The organism is Streptacidiphilus sp. MAP12-16, assembly GCF_041262165.1.
In the GTDB taxonomy this organism is placed as follows: Bacteria; Actinomycetota; Actinomycetes; order Streptomycetales; family Streptomycetaceae; genus Streptacidiphilus.
The window spans coordinates 17,638-37,622 of record NZ_JBGCBY010000039.1 but is presented as its reverse complement, the minus strand read 5'-3'; the positions used below and the strand labels follow the sequence as shown (position 1 = coordinate 37,622).

23 protein-coding genes and 6 pseudogenes are annotated in these 19,985 nt (G+C 68.3%); 20 read left to right on the top strand and 9 right to left on the bottom strand.

Going from position 1 to position 19,985, the window contains the following annotated elements; genetic code table 11:
• Nucleotides 1-403: 403 nt before the first annotated feature.
• The 6 genes from ABIA33_RS34535 (at nucleotide 404) to ABIA33_RS34510 (ending at nucleotide 4,136) form a co-directional block, all read left to right on the top strand.
• Nucleotides 404-1,342: a LysR family transcriptional regulator gene (locus ABIA33_RS34535; RefSeq protein WP_370087463.1), complete on the top strand. Its 939-nt coding sequence runs from the start codon at nucleotides 404-406 to the stop codon at nucleotides 1,340-1,342.
• A 128-nt stretch (nucleotides 1,343-1,470) separates the two neighbouring features.
• Complete coding sequence (locus ABIA33_RS34530; protein ID WP_370087460.1) at nucleotides 1,471-2,184, top strand: SDR family NAD(P)-dependent oxidoreductase; 714 nt, start codon at nucleotides 1,471-1,473, stop codon at nucleotides 2,182-2,184.
• 37 nt (nucleotides 2,185-2,221) lie between these two features.
• Nucleotides 2,222-2,593 (top strand): SgcJ/EcaC family oxidoreductase, encoded by a 372-nt coding sequence (locus ABIA33_RS34525; RefSeq protein WP_370087458.1) that lies wholly within the window; start codon nucleotides 2,222-2,224, stop codon nucleotides 2,591-2,593.
• 99 nt (nucleotides 2,594-2,692) lie between these two features.
• Complete coding sequence (locus ABIA33_RS34520) at nucleotides 2,693-2,872, top strand: transposase (protein ID WP_370087456.1); 180 nt, start codon at nucleotides 2,693-2,695, stop codon at nucleotides 2,870-2,872.
• Nucleotides 2,873-3,036: 164 nt separating this feature from the next.
• Complete coding sequence (locus ABIA33_RS34515) at nucleotides 3,037-3,273, top strand: hypothetical protein (RefSeq protein ID WP_370087454.1); 237 nt, start codon at nucleotides 3,037-3,039, stop codon at nucleotides 3,271-3,273.
• A 662-nt stretch (nucleotides 3,274-3,935) separates the two neighbouring features.
• Nucleotides 3,936-4,136 (top strand): hypothetical protein, encoded by a 201-nt coding sequence (locus ABIA33_RS34510; protein WP_370087452.1) that lies wholly within the window; start codon nucleotides 3,936-3,938, stop codon nucleotides 4,134-4,136.
• Between the two features lie 72 nt (nucleotides 4,137-4,208).
• On the opposite strand, the pseudogene ABIA33_RS34505 reads toward ABIA33_RS34510, so the two are convergent.
• Nucleotides 4,209-4,344: pseudogene (locus tag ABIA33_RS34505) on the bottom strand (SDR family oxidoreductase); the annotation flags it as partial.
• Nucleotides 4,345-4,752: 408 nt separating this feature from the next.
• Between ABIA33_RS34505 and ABIA33_RS34500 the strand changes: the two are divergent.
• The 4 genes and pseudogenes from ABIA33_RS34500 (at nucleotide 4,753) to ABIA33_RS34485 (ending at nucleotide 8,165) form a co-directional block, all read left to right on the top strand.
• Entirely contained in the window at nucleotides 4,753-4,905 is a 153-nt protein-coding gene (locus tag ABIA33_RS34500; protein WP_370087450.1) for a hypothetical protein, read from the top strand.
• A 650-nt stretch (nucleotides 4,906-5,555) separates the two neighbouring features.
• Entirely contained in the window at nucleotides 5,556-6,383 is an 828-nt protein-coding gene (locus ABIA33_RS34495; RefSeq protein WP_370087448.1) for an alpha/beta fold hydrolase, read from the top strand.
• 122 nt (nucleotides 6,384-6,505) lie between these two features.
• Nucleotides 6,506-6,712, top strand: a pseudogene (locus ABIA33_RS34490) (transposase); the annotation flags it as partial.
• 232 nt (nucleotides 6,713-6,944) lie between these two features.
• A complete protein-coding gene (locus ABIA33_RS34485) occupies nucleotides 6,945-8,165 on the top strand; it encodes a DUF4331 family protein (protein ID WP_370087446.1) in 1,221 nt (406 codons plus the stop codon).
• A 166-nt stretch (nucleotides 8,166-8,331) separates the two neighbouring features.
• Here the strand turns inward: ABIA33_RS34485 and ABIA33_RS34480 are convergent, their stop codons facing one another.
• The 7 genes and pseudogenes from ABIA33_RS34480 to ABIA33_RS34450 all read right to left on the bottom strand — a co-directional run bounded on the left by ABIA33_RS34480 (nucleotide 8,332) and on the right by ABIA33_RS34450 (nucleotide 13,558).
• On the bottom strand, nucleotides 8,332-8,574 hold the full coding sequence (locus ABIA33_RS34480) for a nitronate monooxygenase (RefSeq protein WP_370087444.1): 243 nt from the start codon (nucleotides 8,572-8,574) through the stop codon (nucleotides 8,332-8,334).
• Nucleotides 8,571-8,927: pseudogene (locus ABIA33_RS34475) on the bottom strand (hypothetical protein); the annotation flags it as partial. The gene ABIA33_RS34480 and the pseudogene ABIA33_RS34475, both read right to left, overlap by 4 nt.
• An 85-nt stretch (nucleotides 8,928-9,012) precedes the next feature.
• Nucleotides 9,013-9,792 (bottom strand): FAD-dependent oxidoreductase, encoded by a 780-nt coding sequence (locus ABIA33_RS34470; RefSeq protein ID WP_370087442.1) that lies wholly within the window; start codon nucleotides 9,790-9,792, stop codon nucleotides 9,013-9,015.
• Between the two features lie 202 nt (nucleotides 9,793-9,994).
• Nucleotides 9,995-10,630 (bottom strand): VOC family protein, encoded by a 636-nt coding sequence (locus ABIA33_RS34465; protein WP_370087440.1) that lies wholly within the window; start codon nucleotides 10,628-10,630, stop codon nucleotides 9,995-9,997.
• A 362-nt stretch (nucleotides 10,631-10,992) separates the two neighbouring features.
• A pseudogene (locus tag ABIA33_RS34460) lies at nucleotides 10,993-11,444 on the bottom strand (universal stress protein).
• A gap of 356 nt (nucleotides 11,445-11,800) precedes the next feature.
• Nucleotides 11,801-12,160, bottom strand: a complete 360-nt coding sequence (locus ABIA33_RS34455) for an STAS domain-containing protein (RefSeq protein ID WP_370087438.1) — start codon at nucleotides 12,158-12,160, stop codon at nucleotides 11,801-11,803.
• Nucleotides 12,161-13,189: 1,029 nt separating this feature from the next.
• Entirely contained in the window at nucleotides 13,190-13,558 is a 369-nt protein-coding gene (locus tag ABIA33_RS34450) for a hypothetical protein (protein ID WP_370087436.1), read from the bottom strand.
• Between ABIA33_RS34450 and ABIA33_RS34445 the strand changes: the two genes are divergently transcribed.
• From ABIA33_RS34445 to ABIA33_RS34425, 5 genes and pseudogenes are all read left to right on the top strand, one after another.
• Nucleotides 13,557-14,390, top strand: a complete 834-nt coding sequence (locus ABIA33_RS34445; protein WP_370087434.1) for a LuxR C-terminal-related transcriptional regulator — start codon at nucleotides 13,557-13,559, stop codon at nucleotides 14,388-14,390. The two genes, ABIA33_RS34450 and ABIA33_RS34445, sit on opposite strands and share 2 nt — an antisense overlap.
• 145 nt (nucleotides 14,391-14,535) lie before the next feature.
• Complete coding sequence (locus ABIA33_RS34440; RefSeq protein WP_370087432.1) at nucleotides 14,536-14,679, top strand: hypothetical protein; 144 nt, start codon at nucleotides 14,536-14,538, stop codon at nucleotides 14,677-14,679.
• The gene (locus tag ABIA33_RS34435) at nucleotides 14,651-14,965 is read left to right on the top strand and encodes a hypothetical protein (RefSeq protein WP_370087430.1); all 315 of its coding nucleotides are present in this window, start codon (nucleotides 14,651-14,653) and stop codon (nucleotides 14,963-14,965) included. Before ABIA33_RS34440 ends, ABIA33_RS34435 begins: the two co-directional genes overlap by 29 nt.
• Before the next feature lie 31 nt (nucleotides 14,966-14,996).
• A complete protein-coding gene (locus tag ABIA33_RS34430) occupies nucleotides 14,997-15,227 on the top strand; it encodes a hypothetical protein (protein ID WP_370087426.1) in 231 nt (76 codons plus the stop codon).
• A 40-nt stretch (nucleotides 15,228-15,267) separates the two neighbouring features.
• A pseudogene (locus ABIA33_RS34425) lies at nucleotides 15,268-15,573 on the top strand (WhiB family transcriptional regulator); the annotation flags it as partial.
• Here ABIA33_RS34425 and ABIA33_RS34420 read toward each other — a convergent pair.
• Entirely contained in the window at nucleotides 15,544-16,146 is a 603-nt protein-coding gene (locus ABIA33_RS34420; RefSeq protein ID WP_370087424.1) for a TetR/AcrR family transcriptional regulator, read from the bottom strand. The pseudogene ABIA33_RS34425 and the gene ABIA33_RS34420 sit on opposite strands and share 30 nt — an antisense overlap.
• A gap of 163 nt (nucleotides 16,147-16,309) precedes the next feature.
• On the opposite strand from ABIA33_RS34420, the gene ABIA33_RS34415 reads away from it, so the two are divergent.
• The 5 genes and pseudogenes from ABIA33_RS34415 to ABIA33_RS34395 form a co-directional block, all read left to right on the top strand.
• On the top strand, nucleotides 16,310-17,269 hold the full coding sequence (locus ABIA33_RS34415) for an SDR family NAD(P)-dependent oxidoreductase (RefSeq protein WP_370087422.1): 960 nt from the start codon (nucleotides 16,310-16,312) through the stop codon (nucleotides 17,267-17,269).
• Between the two features lie 303 nt (nucleotides 17,270-17,572).
• Entirely contained in the window at nucleotides 17,573-18,334 is a 762-nt protein-coding gene (locus tag ABIA33_RS34410; RefSeq protein WP_370087419.1) for an SDR family NAD(P)-dependent oxidoreductase, read from the top strand.
• 22 nt (nucleotides 18,335-18,356) lie between these two features.
• On the top strand, nucleotides 18,357-18,782 hold the full coding sequence (locus tag ABIA33_RS34405) for a VOC family protein (protein WP_370087417.1): 426 nt from the start codon (nucleotides 18,357-18,359) through the stop codon (nucleotides 18,780-18,782).
• 4 nt (nucleotides 18,783-18,786) lie between these two features.
• Nucleotides 18,787-19,551, top strand: coding sequence for an SDR family NAD(P)-dependent oxidoreductase (locus ABIA33_RS34400; protein ID WP_370087415.1), 765 nt, complete (start codon nucleotides 18,787-18,789; stop codon nucleotides 19,549-19,551).
• A gap of 218 nt (nucleotides 19,552-19,769) precedes the next feature.
• Nucleotides 19,770-19,949: pseudogene (locus ABIA33_RS34395) on the top strand (Ohr subfamily peroxiredoxin); the annotation flags it as partial.
• Nucleotides 19,950-19,985: the final 36 nt, after the last annotated feature.

Below are 19,985 nucleotides of genomic sequence, written 5' to 3'. Positions count from 1 at the left end.
GGCAGGACCGTTCACACGGGAGTCTGGAAGGCCCCGTCGATAGGCCCCCGCATGGTCCGGCGGCTGAACGTCGTAGGAGACGGTCAAGGAGATCTGGCCGGCCACGGCGGCGAGATGCAAGCGGTGCTGGATTACCAGCCGCAGTCCTGCCACCACCGGCAGAAGCAGCTCGGTCGTGACGACCTGACCTACTGGCCTGTTCGTCCGCTTTCGCGACGGCGAACTCGATCAAGTTCGGCGTCTTCCGCCGGCCCCGCCCACGGCGCTCCGCCTGGTCGCCAGTCGCATGACGGGACTAGCCGCCCGGGTGACCGCAGAGGTCGCCGGGGCAGCCGCACTGCTCGCAGCAGGCTGAACGACCGGACTGCCTCGCTGAAAGGCATGGCCTTCCAGAGCGCGTAGCGTGGCGCGCGTGGAACTGCGCCAGCTGCGGTACTTCGTCGCCGTTGCCGAGGAACTGAACTTCGGCCGGGCCGCCGAGCGGCTGCTCATCGCGGGCCCCTCGCTCTCCCAGCAGATCAAGGCACTCGAACGGGATCTGGGCGTCCGGCTGTTCGACCGAGACCGCCGCTCGGTCGCGCTCACCCCGGCCGGTGCCGCCCTCCTTCCGCCCACCCGCGCCCTGCTAGAGCGGGCAGAGGACCTCAAACGCCGGGCGGGCCGCTTGTCGGGCTCGCAGTCGGTACGGCTGGGATACGTCAACTGGCTACCGTCGGACCTGATGGCGAGGACGGCCGCGGTGGCCCAAGTGCATGTCGACGCCTGGGTCGCCCCGTCGCACACCCAGGCCGCCCGGGTCGCCGACGGCAGCCTCGACCTCGCCGTTTGCTGGCTGCGCGCCGAGGACCTCAAGCGGCTCGGGCTGCGGGCCCGCCTGATCGGCGCGGACCGGCTCTACGCCGTCGTGAAAGGCGGCGACACCGGCGACGCACCGGATGTGGCGGCCCGCGATACCGACGTCCTGATGGACGACGACATCACCGCCTGGGACTCCTGGAACCAGTACGCCCAGGAACTGACGCGGGTCATCGGGGCCCGTGCCGTGCGCATCTCCGACGGCGCCATCACGGGTCCCGCCTTCTTCGACCACGTCCGCCGATGCACCCGCCCCGTCATCAACTCACCCAAAGGACAGACCGCTCCGCTCCCGCCCGACCTGATCCGCCGCGAGATCGTCACGCCGAAGGTCTACTGGACCTGGTCTCTGGTCTGGCGTGAGAGCGAGGACCGCACCGGAGTCCTGGCGGTCGTGGAGGCCCTGTGTGACGGGGTCGGAGACCTCGGCATCCACGCCCCGGACGCCTGGCTGCCCGCCGACGACCCCTACGCGCTGCCGGGCTGAGCTGCGCTAAAAGGCTGCGCCTTCCAGCCAGGAGGAAGCCGATCCTTCCGTCTGTCGGAGGGTCTGACCTACATTTCGATTAGTCGACCGGTCGGTTAGTCCGGTCAATGAGTTCGGAGAAGGTCATCATGAGCACGCAGGACCAGAAGGTTGCGATCATCACCGGCGCGTCGCAGGGTATCGGTGCCGCCCTCGTCGAGGGCTACCGCAAGCTCGGTTACGCGGTCGTCGCCACCTCACGCACCATCGCGCCGGCCGACGACGCCGACGTCCTCACCGTCCAGGGAGACATCGCCGACCCCGCCACTGCCGAGCGCGTCGTCAACGCCGCCATCGAGCGGTTCGGGCGCATCGACAGCGTGGTCAACAATGCCGGCATCTTCGTCGCGAAGCCCTTCACGGACTACACAGGAGAGGACTACGCCACGGTGACCGGCACCAATGTCGACGGCTTCTTCCACCTCACCCAGAAGGCACTGCCGCACCTGCTCACCCAGGGCGACGGACACATCGTCAGCGTCACCACCAGCCTGGTCGACAGCCCGGACTCCCGCGTTCCGTCCGTCCTCGCCTCGCTGACCAAGGGAGGCCTGCAGGCCGCAACCAAGTCCCTGGCGATCGAGTACGCCACCCGCGGCATCCGCGTCAACGCGGTCTCGCCGGGCACCATCAAGACCCCCATGCACCCGGAGGTGGCCCACGAGTTCCTCGCCGCCCTCCACCCCGTCCGCCGGATGGGTGAAATCAACGACATAGTCGACGCTGTGCTCTACCTGGAGACGGCGCCCTTCGTCACCGGCGAGATCCTGCACGTCGACGGCGGCATGAACGCTGGGCACTGACATCAGCACAACAAGGCTCAGACCTTACGGAGCGGATATGACCACCACGCCCGACGAAACGGCGATCCTGACCGGCGTGCTCGACCAGTGGAAGGCCGCGGTCGACGCGCACCAGCCGGAACGCGTCGCCGCCCTCTTCGCCGAAGACGCCGTCTTCCAGGGGCTGCACCCCTACAGCGTCGGACGACAGGGCATCGTAGATTACTACGAATCCCAGCCCCTCGGCATGAAGGCGGCATACCGGATCCTCGAGACCAGGCGGCACGGCGACGACCTCGTCCTCGGTTACCTCGCCGTCGAGTTCTCGTTCACCGACAGGCCCCCGCTGAACGTGAAGCTCGCTGTCCTGATCACTCCCGCGGGGGACGATTGGCACATCGGCCACTACCAAGTTTCCCACCTGGACTAGGTTCTGTTCCATAAGTGGATCGAGGTCTGTCCTGATCCACTCGTGAGGCGTGGGGATCTGACGAGTGAGCAATGGGCCAGGCTGGAGCCGCTGTAGCCAGTGGGCAAGAAGCCGGGGCGACCCCGCGACTGGTCCGAGCGGCAGCTGATCAACGGCATACCCTGGCGGACGCGGACCGCTGCGCCCTGGCGCGACGTTCCCGTTCGCTACGGTCAGTGGGAGACCATCTACGGTCTCCTCCGATGTTGGCAGCGCGAAGGCACCTGTAGCAGTTACTGAGGACCATCGAGGGATGTCGGGTGCAGGGCGCCGAGCGTTGCAGGTCAGGGCGCACTGGAGAACCGACATCGCACGCGAAAGCTCAGTAGGACGACCGGTCGACTCGTTGTACGGAGGGATCGGCAGCGAGTACCGGTCGCCAACCACTCCCGAGGCAGGTCACCATGAGCACCCCCGGCCAGAAGGTAGCCGTGAGCACCAGCGTGTCGGAGGGCATCGGCGCAGGCTTGGTCAAGGCCTACCGCAAGCTCAGCTACTCCGTCGTCGCCACGTCCCGGTCCATCGCGCCCTCCGACGACCCGGACCTCCTCACGGTCCAGGGCGACATGGCCGACCCTGCCACGGCCGGGCGTGTCGCCGCGGCCGCGATGGAGCGGTTCGGCCGCACCGACACCCTGTGACAACAACGGCGGCCTCTACGTCGCCGAGCCGTTCACCGAGTACAACTAGGGCGAGTGCGACGCCACCCTCGGTGTGAACCTCAGCGGCTTCGTCCGTATCACGCAGCTGGCCGTCGGGCAGATGCTGGCCCGGCGCGGCCACGTTGTTCAGATCACCACCAGCGGGTCGACCACGCCAAATCGGCAGTGCCTTCGGTACTGGCCACTGACTGATCCTGCGTCTTCCCGGGGCGCGATGACAGGCCGCGCTCGGGTGGCGGTCATCAGCTCCGGAAGCATCCGAACTGCCAAACGAAGGCACGAATCCCATGTCCGCCACGACATTTCCAAGCCGCACAGATGAGTTCACTGCGCCGGCGGCCGGTCGCCATGGCCGGCACCTCCCCGCTAGGTCCGCCGGGCGGAGCTCGCACCTGAGGACGGGAACCGCAGATGAACGCACCTGAAGGCGGCCCGTCGAGACGGCGTCTCCGACGCCGTCGTCGTCCAGCGTTTGGCATTCCGTTGGGGTGTCCGCCCCCGCCCCGTCACCGGCAAGACCCTGTGGGTACTCGTCGCGGTGCAGTAGCGCCTGCCGCACACGACGAGCCGCGGTGATGTGAGCCACGCTCGGCCCACTGCGGGCTTTTCTGTTGAACATCCCGAGCAGACGGAGGAGACACATGACACGTCGTCATCGCGACAACGGCGAAGTAGACCTTGCAGTCGCGGCAGGGCGAGCACGCTTCCGCAAGCTGCCGGAGCGGATCCGCCCCGAGGACACGTTCATCTCGACCCCCATCGCCGTCCCGCGTCCGGCTCGGGATGCGTATGACTCGGACGTGTGGCTGGTACGCAACGTCTGGTGCGGGAGCGTGTTGTGATCTTCGACCGAGGGGAAACGGCTGGGCTTCGGGAGGCAACCGGGATGCCGAGCGCCGCGCGGTCGTAGTCCGTCAGTGGCCTGCGCTCTGGCCGCCGTCCACATGGAGGATCTCACCGGTGATGAGCGGCGAGCGCGTTCTCCAGGAACACCACCGCGGCGACCACGTCGCGGATCTCGCCAATGCGACCGAGCGGATGGAGCCGCGCCGAGCCTCCCGGTCGGCATCGGTGTTCAGGAACGGCGGTGGTGCGCTTCCCGTGCCCTGGTAGCGGCGACACGGGGCGAACGGGTGCGCCCAGTGGGAATCACCAAGGAGCTTCGACGATGTCGAAGGTGTAGGACCCGAGCCAGTGCGCAGGGCTGCAGCGGCCGGACGGGTGGACCCGCCGCCGGGCTGCCGTGTCGCCGCATCGACCGGCCGCCAGCTCGGGCCTACTGGCCGTGGCGCTGGGCGCGAAGAGGAGCCGGAGCCTTGCTCGGCGCCCCGGTTGGGCGGGAGCCCCACCCTTCGCCTGGGGTTCCCGCTCACTACGTGAGTGACTCCACACCCGACTCGGCCCACCAGCATCACGCGCACGTCGTCGTACAACCGGTCGTCGACGCCATCCCGCCGTGTGGAGATCCTTGGCACCCAGGTCGGCAAGGCGTACAGCCTGACGGACGTGGCCGAGTTCCGCCGCAGCGCCGGCATCGAGGACCTCGACGTCGAAACGTCCGACAACGTGCTGTGGATCGGCGCCGGCCCGCACCATTGGGAGCCCGAGTAGCCTCCGCGGTTCCCGATGCTCGGCTCAATTGATGCAGCCCGACCCGACACACGGGCAGGCGCATGCTGGAGATAGGAGCCGAGCGAGGAAGCGCCGATGGCGAGTTTTGTGGCGCACCTCGCTTTCAACCTCTCCGGGCAGGTGCTGCACTCCTTGTCTTGGAACAACCTCTCCCCGGAATCCGGGCGACACACTCACGGCCGCTCCTCAATGCCTGTCGGCGGCAGCGGTGCCAGGCGGCTGCGCCAGACGAGACCGGATCTGGCCCCCGAAACCATCTTTTTTCGCATACCGCCCTGGCCCGCAACCGCTGGGAGCACGGCAGACCGCCCGGAGAACCACACCGCAGGCTCCAGTGGCACGCCCGCGCAGTGGGCCCCATGATCGAAATCGCTGAGGAGTGGACGGGATGCCGGGACTGATCCGCATCTATCCGGGCGTCGTCGACTAACCGGTGGGCTATGCCGCGCCAGACCTACCGCTGCCGTCCCAACTATCGGCGCGCTGAATTGTTGTTGTTCACCTAGACTCAACTGCGTCCTCTGTCCTCTATCCGTATGCAGTTCCTGGCGCGACAATCCCAAGTTCCCGCCTCGGGCGCTGAGCTCGTGGAGTTCTTACGTTCCAAACGCAATTGGAAGGGGAATGCTATGCCCTTTGTCACTGCCGCTGACGGCACGCAGATCTTCTACAAAGACTGGGGGTCGGGCCAGCCAGTCGTCTTCTCGCACGGCTGGCCTCTGACCGCGGACGCCTGGGACCCGCAGCTCAAGCTGATGGCCGACAACGGCTTTCGGGCCATCGCCCACGATCGACGTGGTGGCGGACGATCCGGCCAGCCCTGGGAAGGGAACAACCTCGACACGTACGCCGATGACCTGGCCTCGGTCATCGAGGCTCTCGACCTCCACGACGCCATCCTGGTCGGTCACTCGACCGGTGGCGGTGAGGTCACCCGCTACATCGGCCGGCACGGCTCCAGCCGCGTGGCCAAAGCAGTCCTGGTCGGCGCGATCCCCCCGCTGATGCTCAAGACGGCAGCGAACCCCGAAGGCTTGCCGATCGACGTCTTCGACGGAATCCGGGAAGGCGTGGCGAGCGACCGCTCCCAGTTCTTCAAGGATCTCTCCGCCCCCTTCTACGGGGCCAACCGCGACGGATCAACCGTCACCCAGGGCACCCGCGACGAGTTCTGGCTCTGGAGCATGTCGGTAGGCATCAAGGGCGCCTACGACTGCATCAAGGCCTTCTCCGGGACCGACCTGACCGAAGACCTCAAGAAGATTGACGTCCCGACACTCATCGTTCACGGCGACGACGACCAGATCGTTCCCATTGTGGCGTCTGGCGACAAGTCCTCGAAGCTCATCAAGGACTCCATCTACAAGATCTATCCGGGCGCCCCCCACGGTCTCGCCATGGTGCCCAAATTCGCCGAAACGTTCAATGCCGACCTTCTGGAATTCGCACGTAGCTGAGCGCGAGTGCGCAGTAGCCGGTGGTTGTGGCCGCTGCGGTAGCGCGCACCTGAACGAGCGTCAGCGCCGGTTGCGTACGCAGGCGGAGGCACGGCAGGCCCGGGCGGGGACGCTTCTCCGGGCTGGGGCAGCCGGGCCTGTTCCCTGCACTGTTGCTGATGGCCGTGGTTCTGCAGTTCCGCCACAACCTCACCGACCGCCAGGCCGTCGAAGCCCTCGTCGACCGGATCTCGTGGAAGTACGCGCTCAGCCGCGAGTTGGGCGATCCGGGCTTCGATCACAGTGTCCTGTCGGAGTTCCGCAGCCAGCTGGCCGAAGAGGGCCGGGCGGATGCCGTGCTCGACCTGATGCTGGCCCGGCTGAAGGACGCGGGCCTGCTCAGGGCCGGTGGGCGGCAACGCACCGACTCCAGCCAGGTGATCGCCTGCGTGCCCTGGCTCAACCGGATCGAGACCGTCGTGGAGAGCCTGCGCGCCGCCCTCCGGCGCACTGCGACGACTGGGCCCACTTCACTGAGGGGCACGCCGAGATCGCAGTCTGGTTGCTCAGCTCCGGAGGCAGGTGGCCGAACATGCACCCGGAGACGTCGCTCGGCTGCTGGCCGCCGAGGGCTACCGCGTCATCGTCCCCCACCTGCGCGGCTACGGCAGCACGACGTTCCTGTCACCGAATACGTTCCGCAACGCCCAGCAGGCGGTGGTCCCCTTCGCTCCTTGGGAGCTACCACCGGCAAGCCGACATCAGCCACATCCGGACCTTCTGGGCCACCAACTACCTTACGGAGTCGACATGTCCAACCATTTCAGCGCGGCCTATCTCAAGTTCCCAGGCAACGACGCGCGCCTGGACCTCACGGACCTGTATGTCTTCCCAGCGTCGGGCGACTCCAGTAGGACGGTGCTGATCATCGACGTGAACCCCTTCATGACGGGTATGAGCGCGACCCCGCCCTTCTTGATGGTCTCGGAATTCCACCCTGACGCGGTCTACCGAATCAACATCGACAACGATGGGGACAACCAGGCCGACGTCGCCTTCTCGTTCGTCTTCACCGCGGCGAAGGATGGCGGGCAGGCGGGCACGGCCTTCTATGCCACCGGCACAGACGCCCAGAAGGCCGAGGCCACCGGTGAGGTGCTCGCGAGTGCCGCCCCCGTGGGCTTCGACGCCACCGCACAGCCTGTGCAGGCGGGTCCCTGCCGGCTGTTCATTGGAGTACGCAGCGATCCGTTCTTCGCCGATGCCGAAGGGGCCCTACACGGATTCCAGTGGACCGGAGAGGACGCATTCGCCCGCAAGGACGTGCAGTGCATTGCGCTCGAGGTACCCGACGAGATGCTCGGCCCCGAGTCGGTGATCGGCGTGTGGGCAACCGTCAGCGTGCGCCGGGACGGCGCGCTCTTCCAGGTGGACCGCGGCGGGCATCCAACAATCAACCCGTTCATCAACCCCGAGTACGCCAAGGACGCGTACAACGCCGGGCATCCGGCGGACGACGCGGCGAAGTACCTGGAGCCGTGGTCGAAGCTTCTGGAGGGCAACGGCTATTCGCCCGCTGGGGCGTCCGCGGCCGCCGGTTCCGTCCTGCCGGACATTCTGCGGTACGACCGCAACCGGCCGACCGCCTACCCCAACGGCCGCACCCTCACCGATGACGTCTTCAGTGCCCGGATGGCCTTCCTGACCAACGGAAAGGTCAAGTCGGACGGACTGTCGCCGCACGACGACCTGCTGACCGAGTTCCCCTACCTCGGTCTGCCCCACGGCCTGCCTCACACGTAGTCACCGCCCGCCCCGTTCGACCGGTGCGGAGGACTGGGCCTTTCACACTCGGGAGGCCAGCCGTCAAGAATCTGCACAGTGGGCTCCGCTGTCGCGTGGGGGAAGCCCGTCCCGGCCCACAGGTTGATCCGCTCGGGATCGTTCGCCGCCGCTGCGGCCCTGCGCATTACCGGCCGGTGAAGTCGTTGCGCAGAGCGCGTATCACCACCGTCTGGCGGCGTGCCGGGTCGGCGAGCGCTGCCCGGTAGGGGGCGGAGGTCCCGGCTTCGTCGGCGGACAGCAGGACGGTGCCCATCATGACCGCCGCAGCCCCGGCCCGGAGCCCTTCGGTCACGGTCTCCGGTGTGGCGATGCCACCTGCCGCAATCAGGGGGACGGATATAGCCTTCCGAACGCCCCAGCAGGTCATGACGCATCCTGCCCGACCGGTTGCCGAGCCAAGGTGATCCTTTCGTGCAGGGCCTGGAGCACGGCTACGTAGATCTCCGAGAACGAGGGGAACGGCCGGATGGTGTCGCGCAGCACGCCCAGTGGGATCCGGGCGCGGATCGCCACGGTTTCGCCTGTTGCAGCCACCCCCCTGCCTCGGGGCCCACCATGGGCGCCGGTGAGTACGCGGCCGTCGCCGAGCAGGGTGAGGAAGCCGTTGCTGTCCGCGTACTCGCGGGTGTACGTGGCGGTCTTGGCCACCTCGGCGATCGGGACGGTGGCGCTGAACCGCGCCTCGGTCGCGCCGACCGATCCGGCCTGAGGGTCGGTGTAGACGACGGCGGCCGTGTAGTCGACCTCTCGGGGTGTGCCAGGATGTTGTCCGCTACGACCTCGCCCTCGTACTTACCGACGTGGGTCAGCATCCAGCGGCCGGTGGCATCGCCGACCACCCAGAGGTTCTCGGCGGCACGCAGGTGCGCGTCGACCGGGATGCCGTGGTCGTCCGCGCGCACGCCGACCGTCTCCAGGCCGATGTCGTGCACCCTTGGGCGCCGCCCGGTGGCGACGAGCGCAGCTGTTGACCGTCGTCCAGGGTCAGGACATAGTCCCCGCCGTCGTGCCGGGCGCCGACGGTCTGCACGCCGAGCACGACATCGACCCCATCACGGCGTAGCACCTCACCCAGCGCCTCGCCCAGCTGCGCGGGTTCGCGTGGCATGACGTGGCGGTCCGGCGCGATCAGGATCACCTCGCCGCCCAGGCGCCGCACCGCCTGGGCCATCTCCACACCAACGGGACCGCCGCCCAAGACGAGCAGCCGCCGCGGGACCGCCCGCAGACCGGTCACCTCGCGATTGGTCCAGACCCCCGCCAGCTCGCTCAGGACCGGGACCGGCGGAATGATCGGTGACGCGCCGGTGGCGATCACGATGTGATCGGCGATGTAGCCGACGCCGGCCACCTGGACGGCGAGCCGGCCCGTGCCGCGCAGCAGAGCGATGCCCTTGGTGGCCGACCAGCGCTGCTGGCCCGCGTCGGAATAGTCGGGCACCATGAAATCCCGCCGGGCAAGGGCCCGCTCGACGTCGACCTCCGCGGTGGCCGCCGCCTCCCGTGCGCCGTGGACTGCCTCGCCCGGGCACAGCAGCATCTTCGACGGGATGCCGGCCCAGAAGGAGCACTCCCCGCCGACCAACTCCCCTTTCCACGAGCGCGACGCGGAGCCCGCCGTCGGCGAGCGCGCCGACGCAGTGCTCCCCAGGCGATCCGCCGCCGATCACGATGACGTCGTAGTCACTGCTCATCCGTCCGCCTCCTGCTGTTTCCCGGCCGTGACGTGCGGTGCCTTTGCCGTCGCTTGGGCGCTCCGGTCAGCGGGAACCCTTCGTTGCAGGAGCTCACGAAGGCAGCTCGGTTCCGGCCTGCTCGCGCACCATGTAGTCCGCGTACCAGTCCGGCCAGTCCGGATCCTGTGCACCGGTGCGCGCCTCGTGCTCGCCGTGTGCGGCCGCGGCGCGGCGCAGCGTGGCCGCGAGGTCCGGTGCGGAAGAGAAGGTGGTGACCGTGGGGTCCATCCGTCCCGGGAGCCGGGTGGTTATCTCCTGCAGGACCCAGCCGTTTCCGTCCGGGTCGCTGAACGACAGGAACGAGCCGTAGCTGCTGCGTCGCGGATCCGGGCCGGGCACCCGGGCGTCGGTTCCGGCGTGGTGGAAGACGCCGCCTGCGTCGTGGAACACCTCGCTCGGGTCGGCGCCGAGCTGCTTGAGATGGTCGTGGGCGGCGTCGATGTCGTGGACGATCAGGTGGAGACCCTGAGCCGAGCCCGGTGTCTGGGAGGTGACCGAGGTGCCGAAGATGACCGACGCCGGCGAGCCGGGCGGGGTTACCTGCACCACTCGGAAGTTCTCGTCGGTGGCGATGTCGGCGTCAGTGGCGATGTCGGCGTCGAGCCGCCAACCCAACCCCGTGTAGAAGTCCTTGGCCCGGTCGACGTCGGCCACCGGCACCACGACGACTTCGAGTTTCATGTCCATGACCCGCGCCTCCTGCACTCGTCTGAAACGGCCGACAAGGCGAGACTCGCACGGCCCTGTCGCCGGGGCACGCCAAGGAATCGCATGGATCGATGTGGGCCAGGGAAGGTCACGGGCCCGAAGGTTGGGCAGGGAGTACCTGGTCACGTGTCACGACGACCACCCGGGTGTCGGACGGAAACCTCGACGCAGGGACGCGGAGGACATCCGAGCACACCAGGCCGCGGATACCCCGCGACCAGACCGCCCTGGGACGGGCCTCCGGGCCCGCGGGTTGTGTCACAGCACTCACCCTGCACAGGCGCTCCTTGTCTGGAATGCCTCGCAAGCATCGCCCTGAGCCTCATCAGCGCGTGTCCGCCTCAGCGGGGTTGCGGGCCGCGGACGATGAGGATGGGACAGGTGGCATGGTGGGTGAGGTGCTGTCCGACGGAGCCGAGCAGGGCTTCGGGGAACCCGCCGTGCCCGCGGTTCCCCACAACCAGCAACGCGGCGCCCTGGGCTTCGTCCAGCAGCCGGCCGGGTGGCCCTGGACAACTCGGGTACCGATCTCGACGGGATGATCGGGCCCGATGGCTTCATCGATGGTCTCGGTGAGGATCTTGCGGGCGCTGTCCTCCCAGTCGAAGGAGGGCTCCCCGGGCGGGGACCAGCCGGTCCAGTTGTGCGGGAAGTCCCAGGCGGTTACCGCCACAAGGGCGTCGCCGGTCAGTTCAGCCTGCCGGACGGCCCACCGCAGGGCAGCTTTCGAGGGTTCGGAACCATCGACGCCGACCACGATCCGTGGGGCGTGTACCGCAGCCGCCTCGCTCATCGCGCACCTCCGTGTCTGCTGGAAACGTGCATCACGTCAGCCTGCGTGCTTTCCACTGTCTCCGGCAGCGGGTGCGGCTGCCACTGCACCGGCTGACGCTCTCCAGGCAGGTGTACTGCCCGCGGGGAACGCTCTGCGCTCGATCACTCCCCCTCCCTGTTGTCCGGCGGATGCCGTGCGGCAGCTGGCGTGAACGGCGACGGCGAGTGATACCCGAACACGGATCAAGGACTCAGACGCTGGGGTCGCTCGCGATGAGGGGCTGTGCACAGCGGCTTCTCGCTACCCGGCCTTGGGCAAGGGCTCCATTCAGGGCGGTCCGCGACGATGACCAGGCTGAGTGCCGCCGGGGGCTGCTATCCGTCGTTGTCCATGGGGTGCAGGCCGCTGACGGCCTGCTGCATATCGCGGAACAGTGCGGTCCGGTCCAGACCGAGGACCCGGAGTATCCGCCGGTGCAGCGGTGAGGGGGCGGCCACGCATACCGGCACGCCTGCCTGTCGGCCTCGGTGCCAGGTCTCGGTGATCAACCCGCCGGCTTCGGAGCCGATGAAGGAGGTTCGGGTGAGGTCGAACACGACAGCTCGGAGCTCGGCCAGGCGGTCCCAGAGCTGGTCGCGCGCGCAGAGTGTGACCTGACCGATGTTGGCCAGGTCGACCTCGGGCGGCAGCGTAACAACCACGCAGCCCGGCAGGGTGCGAATGTGCAGTGACACTGGCCCTCGCCTCCCGCGGCAGACCAAGGGGCCCGGCAGCAAATCCGGTCCAGTGAGACCCGCAGCTCCGGCGCCCCGGTGCCCCGGCCGGTGCCTCCGCGATGTCCCCACCTGGGACGGCGAAACAGATGCGAAGGGCAACCACTCCCCACGCCTGGCCAGGAGTGCGGGCCGGGACGCGGACGACCCCTTGCGCGTGGGGGGCGAGGCGACACCTGCGTCAGGCCCGGGAACGCCTCGCATCCCAGACGATCCCTACCGATTGTTACCTCGATGTTGCCGATTCATGTCGGGGGCGTACATTCCGCCCTATACGGACATCGTGCCCGCACAGCAAAGGACCCCGACCTCGACCAGACAGGGGCTCCGCCAGCGCTGTCGGCATACAGCGTGAACAGCTTCGAGTCTCCGTGGTACTTGTTGGCAAGCGCGGTCACGTCCCGCTTCAGCCACAACTTGTTGCCGTTCTGCAGGTACAGGGTGACGAGCCCCCGCGCCGGCGCGGTGTCGAGGGCGACCGATTCCGTCCTTGACGTTGCCCGCGACTTCACCCCTGTATCGACGTCCACTTCGACCACGTCACCGACACCGCGCTGGACCGCTGCCGACTCCGCCTACCCTGCCAAGTACGGCAAATTACCCCTCACCTGAACGCGTACGCAGTGAACCTCCGGCCCAAACCTCACCCGCCCAGCAGCCAGCAAGCTCAACGCGTACGACGAGTACGTGTGCGGCAACCAAGTCGAGCACGCCTGTCAACGCTCCTGCAAAATTGGTTCTGGATCTCTTTCCGTGCCAGGGCCACGGAGCGTCACTGGAACCGCGATCATGAACGGTCGTGGCTGACGCTCTCCTCCAAGATCTCTGGTTCCACCGCGCCGACGACGTCGCGCTCGGCACCATCACCATCACGCCCCGCCGCGTACGACCTACCTGGACGCGGTGAACGCCGCGCTGTTCGCGGGGCGCCTGGCCGTCCCCGGCGGCAGCCCGCCGGAGGTCGCCCGTTCGGCCCGCGCAGCACCGCCCTCACACCCGCCGCGCGCACCCGATCTGCTGCTGGACGGCTTGGCAGCGCACGACACCGAGGGCTATGCGGCCGGACTGCCGATTCTGCGGCAGTCGCTGAGCGCCTTCGAGCGCGAGCTGTCCGATCAGCAGGAGCTTCACTGGCTGATGCCGGCCTGCAACGCGGCCTTTCATCTCTGGGATGTGGACACCTGGGACACCCTCTCCAGGTGGCATGTCGAGCATGCCGCCGACGCCGGCGCGCTCAGCGAGCTCCCCCTCGCACTCAACTCCCGCGCCGTCCTGTTGTTGTTCTTCGTCGGTCAGCGCCGTCGCGGCGGTGCTGACCGACGAAGCACACGCAGCGATAGAGGTGACGGGAGGCAGCATGACACCCTACGGCGCCCTCGGCCTGGCAGCGCTGCGAGGCCGCGAGGACGAGGCCCGGATACTCATCGAGTCCACCAGAAAGGAAGTCGTACAGCGCGGCGAAGGCATCGGGATGACAACCACGGCATGGGCGAACGCGATGCTGTGCAACGGCATCGGCCGCTATGACGAGGCCCTGGCCGCAGCCGAAGCGGGCAGTGAGAACCAGAACGACCTGGGACTGGCTGCCTGGTCGACGATCGAACTGATCGAAGCAGCCGCTCGGAGCGGATCACCCGAGCGCGCGACCGACGCCCTGCGGCGGCTCTCGGAAACCACCAGCGCCAGCGGCACCGCATGGGCGCTCGGAATCGAAGCGCGCTCACGGGCCCTGGTGAGCCGGGGCGAGCACGCCGAGCGGCTCTACCGCGAGGCGATCGAGCGGCTGGGCCGCACCCGGCTGCGGATGGAACTGGCCCGCGTGCATCTGCTCTACGGCGAATGGCTACGACACGAGAACCGTCGCACCGAAGCACGCGAACAACTGCACCGCGCCTACGAGATGCTCTCCGCAATGGCGGCCGAGGGCTTCGCGGAGCGCGCCCGCCAGGAGCTGGCGGCCACCGGCCAGAACGTACGCAAGCACGCTGTCGAGACAGCAGACCGGCTCACCGCACAGGAGGCGCTGATCGCCCGGCTCGCCCGCGACGGACTGACCAACCCGGACATCAGCACACAGCTGTTCATCAGCCCGCGCACGGTCGAATGGCATCTGCGCAAGGTGTTCGCAAAACTCGGCATCAGTTCCCGCAGACAGCTCGGCGTCGCGCTGACCGGCACCCGGCCCGAATAACAGGGCTGCACCCGCCGCGCACGGGCACGGGCCGCCGGCCAGGGGCATCCCCCGATGCGAAGGGCAGCCCGGAGCGCGACCGTGATTCCAAGTACCGATGTGCGCATGAAACGGGCCGGTGTCTGCCGAGAGAGCGAGGATCACCATGACCGATTCATCCCCCCTGGTCATCAGCAAGCAGTCGGATGCCTACTGGCGGGCCACCTTCGACAACCCACCCCTCACCCTCATCGATCCGGAGACCGTCCTGTGGACGGTCATTGAATTCCTCTGGCCACGGGGGCGATGACCGCGCTCAGGTTCCCCAGGGGGCCAGAAGTTCCCTCTTCGTCGACCGATTCGCTGGCCGCATCGTCGGCTTCGAACGGCCCGCCATCGTCAGGGCGAAGGCGCAGATCAACAAGCGGGCGGGTACGCCGTCGGACGAGGACCTGCTGGAGGCGCGGACGGTCTTCAGCGAGTCCGGCACCTGGCCCGGCACACAGCGGCGGGTGCGCGAAGCCCTCGCGCAATGCCTCCAGCAGCGCGGCGACTTCGAACTCAACCAGGGCGCCCGGCTCGGCCCCACTGAATGAACCTACGCCGGCCGACTGGGAGGTCTCGACGATGAAGGATTTCCAAGACGGCGACGTGCCCACCTGCGACGAAGACAGGCTTTCCGGCCCGACTCCGATTTTGGGTCGCGTAGTTGTCCGCTTCTTCGCTGCGAATGCGGTGGTCTCGCCCGTCCGAACGGATCTGCGCTACGAAAGCGCTGATCCTCATGCCGTGACCACGAAATTCCACGTCTACGGCAATCACACGGTGCAGTGGGTACTGGGCGCAAACTCCTCATGAGCGGACAGCATCGGCCCACCGGCGCCGACGACGTCCACGTCTGGCCGAGTTCTGGGAGTGGCGGTTGCTCGCCGCCTGCCGTGGAATGGACAGCACGGTCTTCTTCTCACCCAGCGGAGAGCGGGGAAGTGGGCGGCGAAACCGCGAGAATGTTGCCCGTGCAGTGTGCCGGCGGTGCCGCCTCCAGGATGCATGCGCTCGCTTCGCGCTCCTCACACGGCAGCCGTACGGGGTGTGGGGTGGTCTGTCCGAAAGCGAGCGAGCGGCGCAATCACCGGCAGCGCGCGAGCCCGAACGAGGTCTCCCCGCATTCCGACTAGGCCCCGGCCACCGTGCCGGTCCCCACGATGCCGTGCAGCAGCAGGTCGATGAGTCTGGTGGCCAGGTCGCGCTGTCCCTCGTCGGCGGCCATGAGACTGATTCCGCCGAGGGCCATCAGTACGTCCTGGGCGTTGACCCCCGGCCGCGCCACCGACTGCCCCTCCCCCGGGGTGAGCAGGTGGTCGATGGCCTCGGCGAGCAGGGCCCGGGTCTGCATCCTCTCACCGTCGTCGGTCAGCACCACCCGCAGCGCGTCGGCCATGCCGTGCTTGGCGGCCATGAAGTCGATGAAGTTCTCCATCCAGGTCCGCAGTGCGTCAACCGGTGGCTGCGTGGCCGCAAGGCGCGGTGCCGCCTCGCACAGGCGCTCCACCTCGTGCCGGTAGACCGCCTCGATCAGCAGCTCCTTCGACGGGAACCGGCGGTAGAGCGTGCCGACGCCGACACCGGCCTCGCGGGCGATGTCCTTGACCGAGGCGTCCGCTCCCACGCTGGCGAAGGCTGCTGCTGCTGCCTTCAGCAGCAGGTCCTCGTTGCGTTGCGCGTCGGCGCGCAGCACCCTGCGGGGCCGCACCGCGCGTCCCTCGTCATCAGCCACTCCCGACTCCCCTCTCGCCATCCGCTTGCAAACGGAACCAGTTCCGCTTACTGTTGAGTCGAACCGGAACCAGTTCCGGATATGAGGGTACGACGGCCCTGCGCCTCCGCGCCACCAGCCGCACCCTTGCCGCCCCCATTCCACCGTCTTCACGGAGAGCGTTATGACCGACAACCTCATCACCACCCCGTTCGGGGCGCAGACGACCGCAGCGGAAGTGCTGACCGGCGTCGACCTCCACGGTCGGCGTGCCATCGTCACCGGGGGAGCCTCCGGCATCGGACGCGAAACCGCCCGCGTCCTGGCCGATGCCGGCGCCGACGTCACCATCGGCGTCCGCGACCTGGCCGCTGGCGTGCAGGTCGCCGAGGAGATCACCCCGACAACCGGCCCGGGAACCGTGCGCGCCGAGATGCTCGACCTCGCCGACCAGACCTCAGTGCGCTCCTTCGCCAAGGCCTGGCAGGAGCCGCTGCACATCCTGGTCCTCAACGCCGGCGTGATGGCCACACCGCTGGAGCGGACCAAGGAGGGATGGGAGATGCAGTTCGCCACCAACCACCTCGGCCACTTCGCCCTCGCCACCGGCCTGCACACCGCCATGGCGGCAGCCCGCGGCGCGCGTGTGGTCGCCGTCAGCTCGGTCGGCCACGTCAACGGCGACGTGCTCTTCGACGACATCAACTTCGAGCAGCACCCGTACGACCCCTGGGCGGCTTACAGCCAGTCCAAGACCGCCAACGTCCTGTTCACCGTCGAGGCGGGCCGCCGCTGGGCGTCCGAGCTGATCGCCGTCAACGCCCTCAATCCCGGCCGCATCACCAGCACCCGACTCGGCCGCCACATCGGGGACATCACCAACAGCCCGACCTCCTTCGACGCCACCAGCACCGACGTGTCCTGGAAGAACATCGAACAGGGCGCCGCGACCTCGGTACTGCTCGCCGCCTCCCCGCTGGTCGAAGGCGCGAGCGGCCGGTACTTCGAAGACTGCAACGAGGCCGGCCCGCACCGACCCGGTGTGCGCCGCGGAGTGGCCGCCCACGCCATGGACCCCCAGCACGCGGCCCGCCTGTGGCAGGTCTCCCTCGACATGCTCGGGTCCGCCGCAACGACAGCCTGACGGAGCCACCCGCTCCCCTCCCCGCGTCAGGGACCCGAGTCCCCTCGATCCCGCCGCCCGGCCAGGGCTGCGACCAGGGTGTCCCGCGGGTGCGACCGCCCGCTTCGCGCGGGACCGTGGATCCAGGCGGCGGTTCCGCAGTGCGGACGCAGGCCGCGAACTCGGACCGGAGGAGTGGTCGACGATGGCGAAGCTGCTGTTCGTGATGACCGGAGCCAAGTAGCGACTGCTCAAGGCACTGCCGTAGACGACCACCCGACGACGTCGAACAAGATCAAGTAGGGAAGAAAGGCCACAGAGGACATGGACAACTTCTTCGAAGGCACCACGGCACTGGTCACCGGCGGTGGAACCGGCATCGGCCGCGCCTCGGCACTCGCCCTGGCAGCCGCCGGCTGCACCGTGACGGTCGCCGGGCGCACGGTGGCCTCGCTGGAGGAGACCGTTCGAATGATCACCGAAGTCGGTGGCGCCGCCCGCCCTGTGGAGTGCGACGTCAGCGATGAGGAGTCGGTCGCCCATGCGGTCCAGGTGGCGGTCGGCGACTCCGGGCGACTGGACTTCGGCGTCAACAGCGCCGGGATCAGCGGCGGCGACGATCTGCGCAAGCTGGCCGACTACCCCACCGAGACCTTCGACCGCATGATCGCTGTCGATCTGCGCGGCACGTTCCTGTCGATGAAGTACCAGCTGCGCCGGATGCAGGCGCAGGGCTTCGGGTCCATCGTCAATATCGGCTCAGGAGCGAGCGTCGTCGGGGTGGCGGGCTTCGCCGGGTACACCGCGGCCAAGCACGGCGTCGTCGGACTCACCCGGACGGCCGCCCTCGACTACGGGCCGGACGGCATCCGGGTCAATGCCCTGGTCGTCGGCCTGGTCAACACACCGCTGATCGCCGAAGGTCGCTCGCCCGAGGTGATGGCGGCCCGAATCGCTGCCCACCCGATCGGCAGGATCGCCGAACCCCACGAGATCGCCGACGCCGTCGTGTGGCTGTGCTCCGACCGTTCCAGCTTCGTCACCGGCACAGCCCTCCCGGTCGACGGCGGATACACCGCCCGCTGACATGAGAGGAGCACAACAGGCCATGTCCACCATCTCCTTCGATCACATCGGGCTGTCGGTCGCCGACATCAAGCGGCAGCGCCGCTTCTACATCGAAGCGTTCGGCTTCCACGACGAACACCGGACCGAGATACCCGACGCCGGCATCCGGATAGCGCTCCTCAGCCGCCCCGGCGGCACCGCGGTCGAGCTCACCCAACGCGCCGGCTCGGCACCGCAGCACTTCGCCGACCCCGTAGAGGCCGCAGGCGTCCAGGGCTACTTCCACTGGGCCCTGACCGTGGACGACCTGGACGCGGCCGTCGACAACGCAGTCGCCTGCGGTGCCCGCTCCATCTCCCGACCGGCCCCGGCCCGGCGGCCCGGGATCCGCTTCGCCTACGTGGCCGACCCCGAGGGCAACCTCATCGAACTGCTACAACACACCACTGAAACGCACGGAGGATAACGACATGACCGGACGACTGCAGGACACGGTGGCGCTGGTGACCGGCGCCAGCAGCGGAATCGGCGAGGCAACCGCACGCAGCCTCGCCGCGCAGGGCGCGGCCGTCGCCGTCCTCGGACGGCGGCGCGACCGGCTGGAGGACCTCGCGGACAAGGTCCGGGCCGACGGCGGGACCGCCTTCGTCGTCGTGGCCGACATCACCGACCAGCGGCAGGCCGCCGCGGCCGTGGAGAGCGTGGTTGCTGAGCTCGGCCGCCTGGACACACTCGTCAACAACGCCGGGTTCATGGGCGTCGGACCGGCTCTGGACTCCCCGCTCGAGGAATGGCAGCGCATGCTCGACGTCAACGTCCAAGGCCTGCTCTACACCACCCACGCCGCCCTGCCGCACCTGCTCAGTGCCGCGGAGGACTCCCCGCGGCGGGTGGCCGACCTGGTCAACATCAGCTCAACCGCAGGCCGGGTCGCCCGACCAGGGACAGCCGTCTACAACCTGACCAAGTTCGGCGTCAACGGCTTCACCGAGGCCCTGCGTCAGGAGGTCATGCAGAAGCACCTCCGGGTCAGCGTCGTCGAGCCCGGCACCGTGGCCACCGAACTGAGCTCACACCTGCGCGACGGCATCCGCCAGGCCATCGAGACCCAGATCCAGGACATCGAACTGCTGCACCCCGAGGACATCGCCGACGCGGTCTCCTACATCGTCACCCGCGACCGCCGCGTGGCCGTCAACGAGATCCTCGTCCGCGCCAGCGAACAAGCCTGGTAGCAGGACGCAGGCAGGAGTTTCGAGATGACGACGGCACGCTGAAGGTCGACGATCTCGAAATCTTCTACCGCGAGCCCGAGCCGACCGACGCGCCCCGCCCCGCTGCTCCCCGGCCGACGAAGTCGCGCCGGACCTGGCTCGGGGCGCGTCGATCTTCCCTACTGCAGTTCTGGCCATGCTCATGCTCATCACCGAGCGCACTGACGACCTTCCCGTGCATCGGCATCGGCAAGGACGACGCGGACGGCGGCTTCTCGCTCTCCGCAGTGCTGCAGGTGACGCTGCCCATGGAGCTGCAGGGCGAGGCGGGCCGCAGGCTCGTCGAGCAGGCCCACGCCGCCTGCCCGTACTCCAAGGCGACCCGCGGGAACATCCCCGTCGAGTTCGTCGTCCAGTAGTCGGTCATCCGCCCCAGGCACGGGGCCGGCGGCGTT

Coding starts and splice junctions, on each gene's coding strand:
- ABIA33_RS34400 (WP_370087415.1), top strand. CDS start 18,787: ATGACCGGACGACTGCAGGACACGGTGGCGCTGGTGACCGGCGCCAGC.
- ABIA33_RS34445 (WP_370087434.1), top strand. CDS start 13,557: ATGACACCCTACGGCGCCCTCGGCCTGGCAGCGCTGCGAGGCCGCGAG.
- ABIA33_RS34415 (WP_370087422.1), top strand. CDS start 16,310: ATGACCGACAACCTCATCACCACCCCGTTCGGGGCGCAGACGACCGCA.
- ABIA33_RS34430 (WP_370087426.1), top strand. CDS start 14,997: ATGAAGGATTTCCAAGACGGCGACGTGCCCACCTGCGACGAAGACAGG.
- ABIA33_RS34465 (WP_370087440.1), bottom strand. CDS start 10,630: ATGGACATGAAACTCGAAGTCGTCGTGGTGCCGGTGGCCGACGTCGAC.
- ABIA33_RS34405 (WP_370087417.1), top strand. CDS start 18,357: ATGTCCACCATCTCCTTCGATCACATCGGGCTGTCGGTCGCCGACATC.
- ABIA33_RS34410 (WP_370087419.1), top strand. CDS start 17,573: ATGGACAACTTCTTCGAAGGCACCACGGCACTGGTCACCGGCGGTGGA.
- ABIA33_RS34450 (WP_370087436.1), bottom strand. CDS start 13,558: ATGCTGCCTCCCGTCACCTCTATCGCTGCGTGTGCTTCGTCGGTCAGC.
- ABIA33_RS34515 (WP_370087454.1), top strand. CDS start 3,037: ATGAGCACCCCCGGCCAGAAGGTAGCCGTGAGCACCAGCGTGTCGGAG.
- ABIA33_RS34525 (WP_370087458.1), top strand. CDS start 2,222: ATGACCACCACGCCCGACGAAACGGCGATCCTGACCGGCGTGCTCGAC.
- ABIA33_RS34440 (WP_370087432.1), top strand. CDS start 14,536: ATGACCGATTCATCCCCCCTGGTCATCAGCAAGCAGTCGGATGCCTAC.
- ABIA33_RS34530 (WP_370087460.1), top strand. CDS start 1,471: ATGAGCACGCAGGACCAGAAGGTTGCGATCATCACCGGCGCGTCGCAG.
- ABIA33_RS34510 (WP_370087452.1), top strand. CDS start 3,936: ATGACACGTCGTCATCGCGACAACGGCGAAGTAGACCTTGCAGTCGCG.
- ABIA33_RS34495 (WP_370087448.1), top strand. CDS start 5,556: ATGCCCTTTGTCACTGCCGCTGACGGCACGCAGATCTTCTACAAAGAC.
- ABIA33_RS34480 (WP_370087444.1), bottom strand. CDS start 8,574: ATGACCTGCTGGGGCGTTCGGAAGGCTATATCCGTCCCCCTGATTGCG.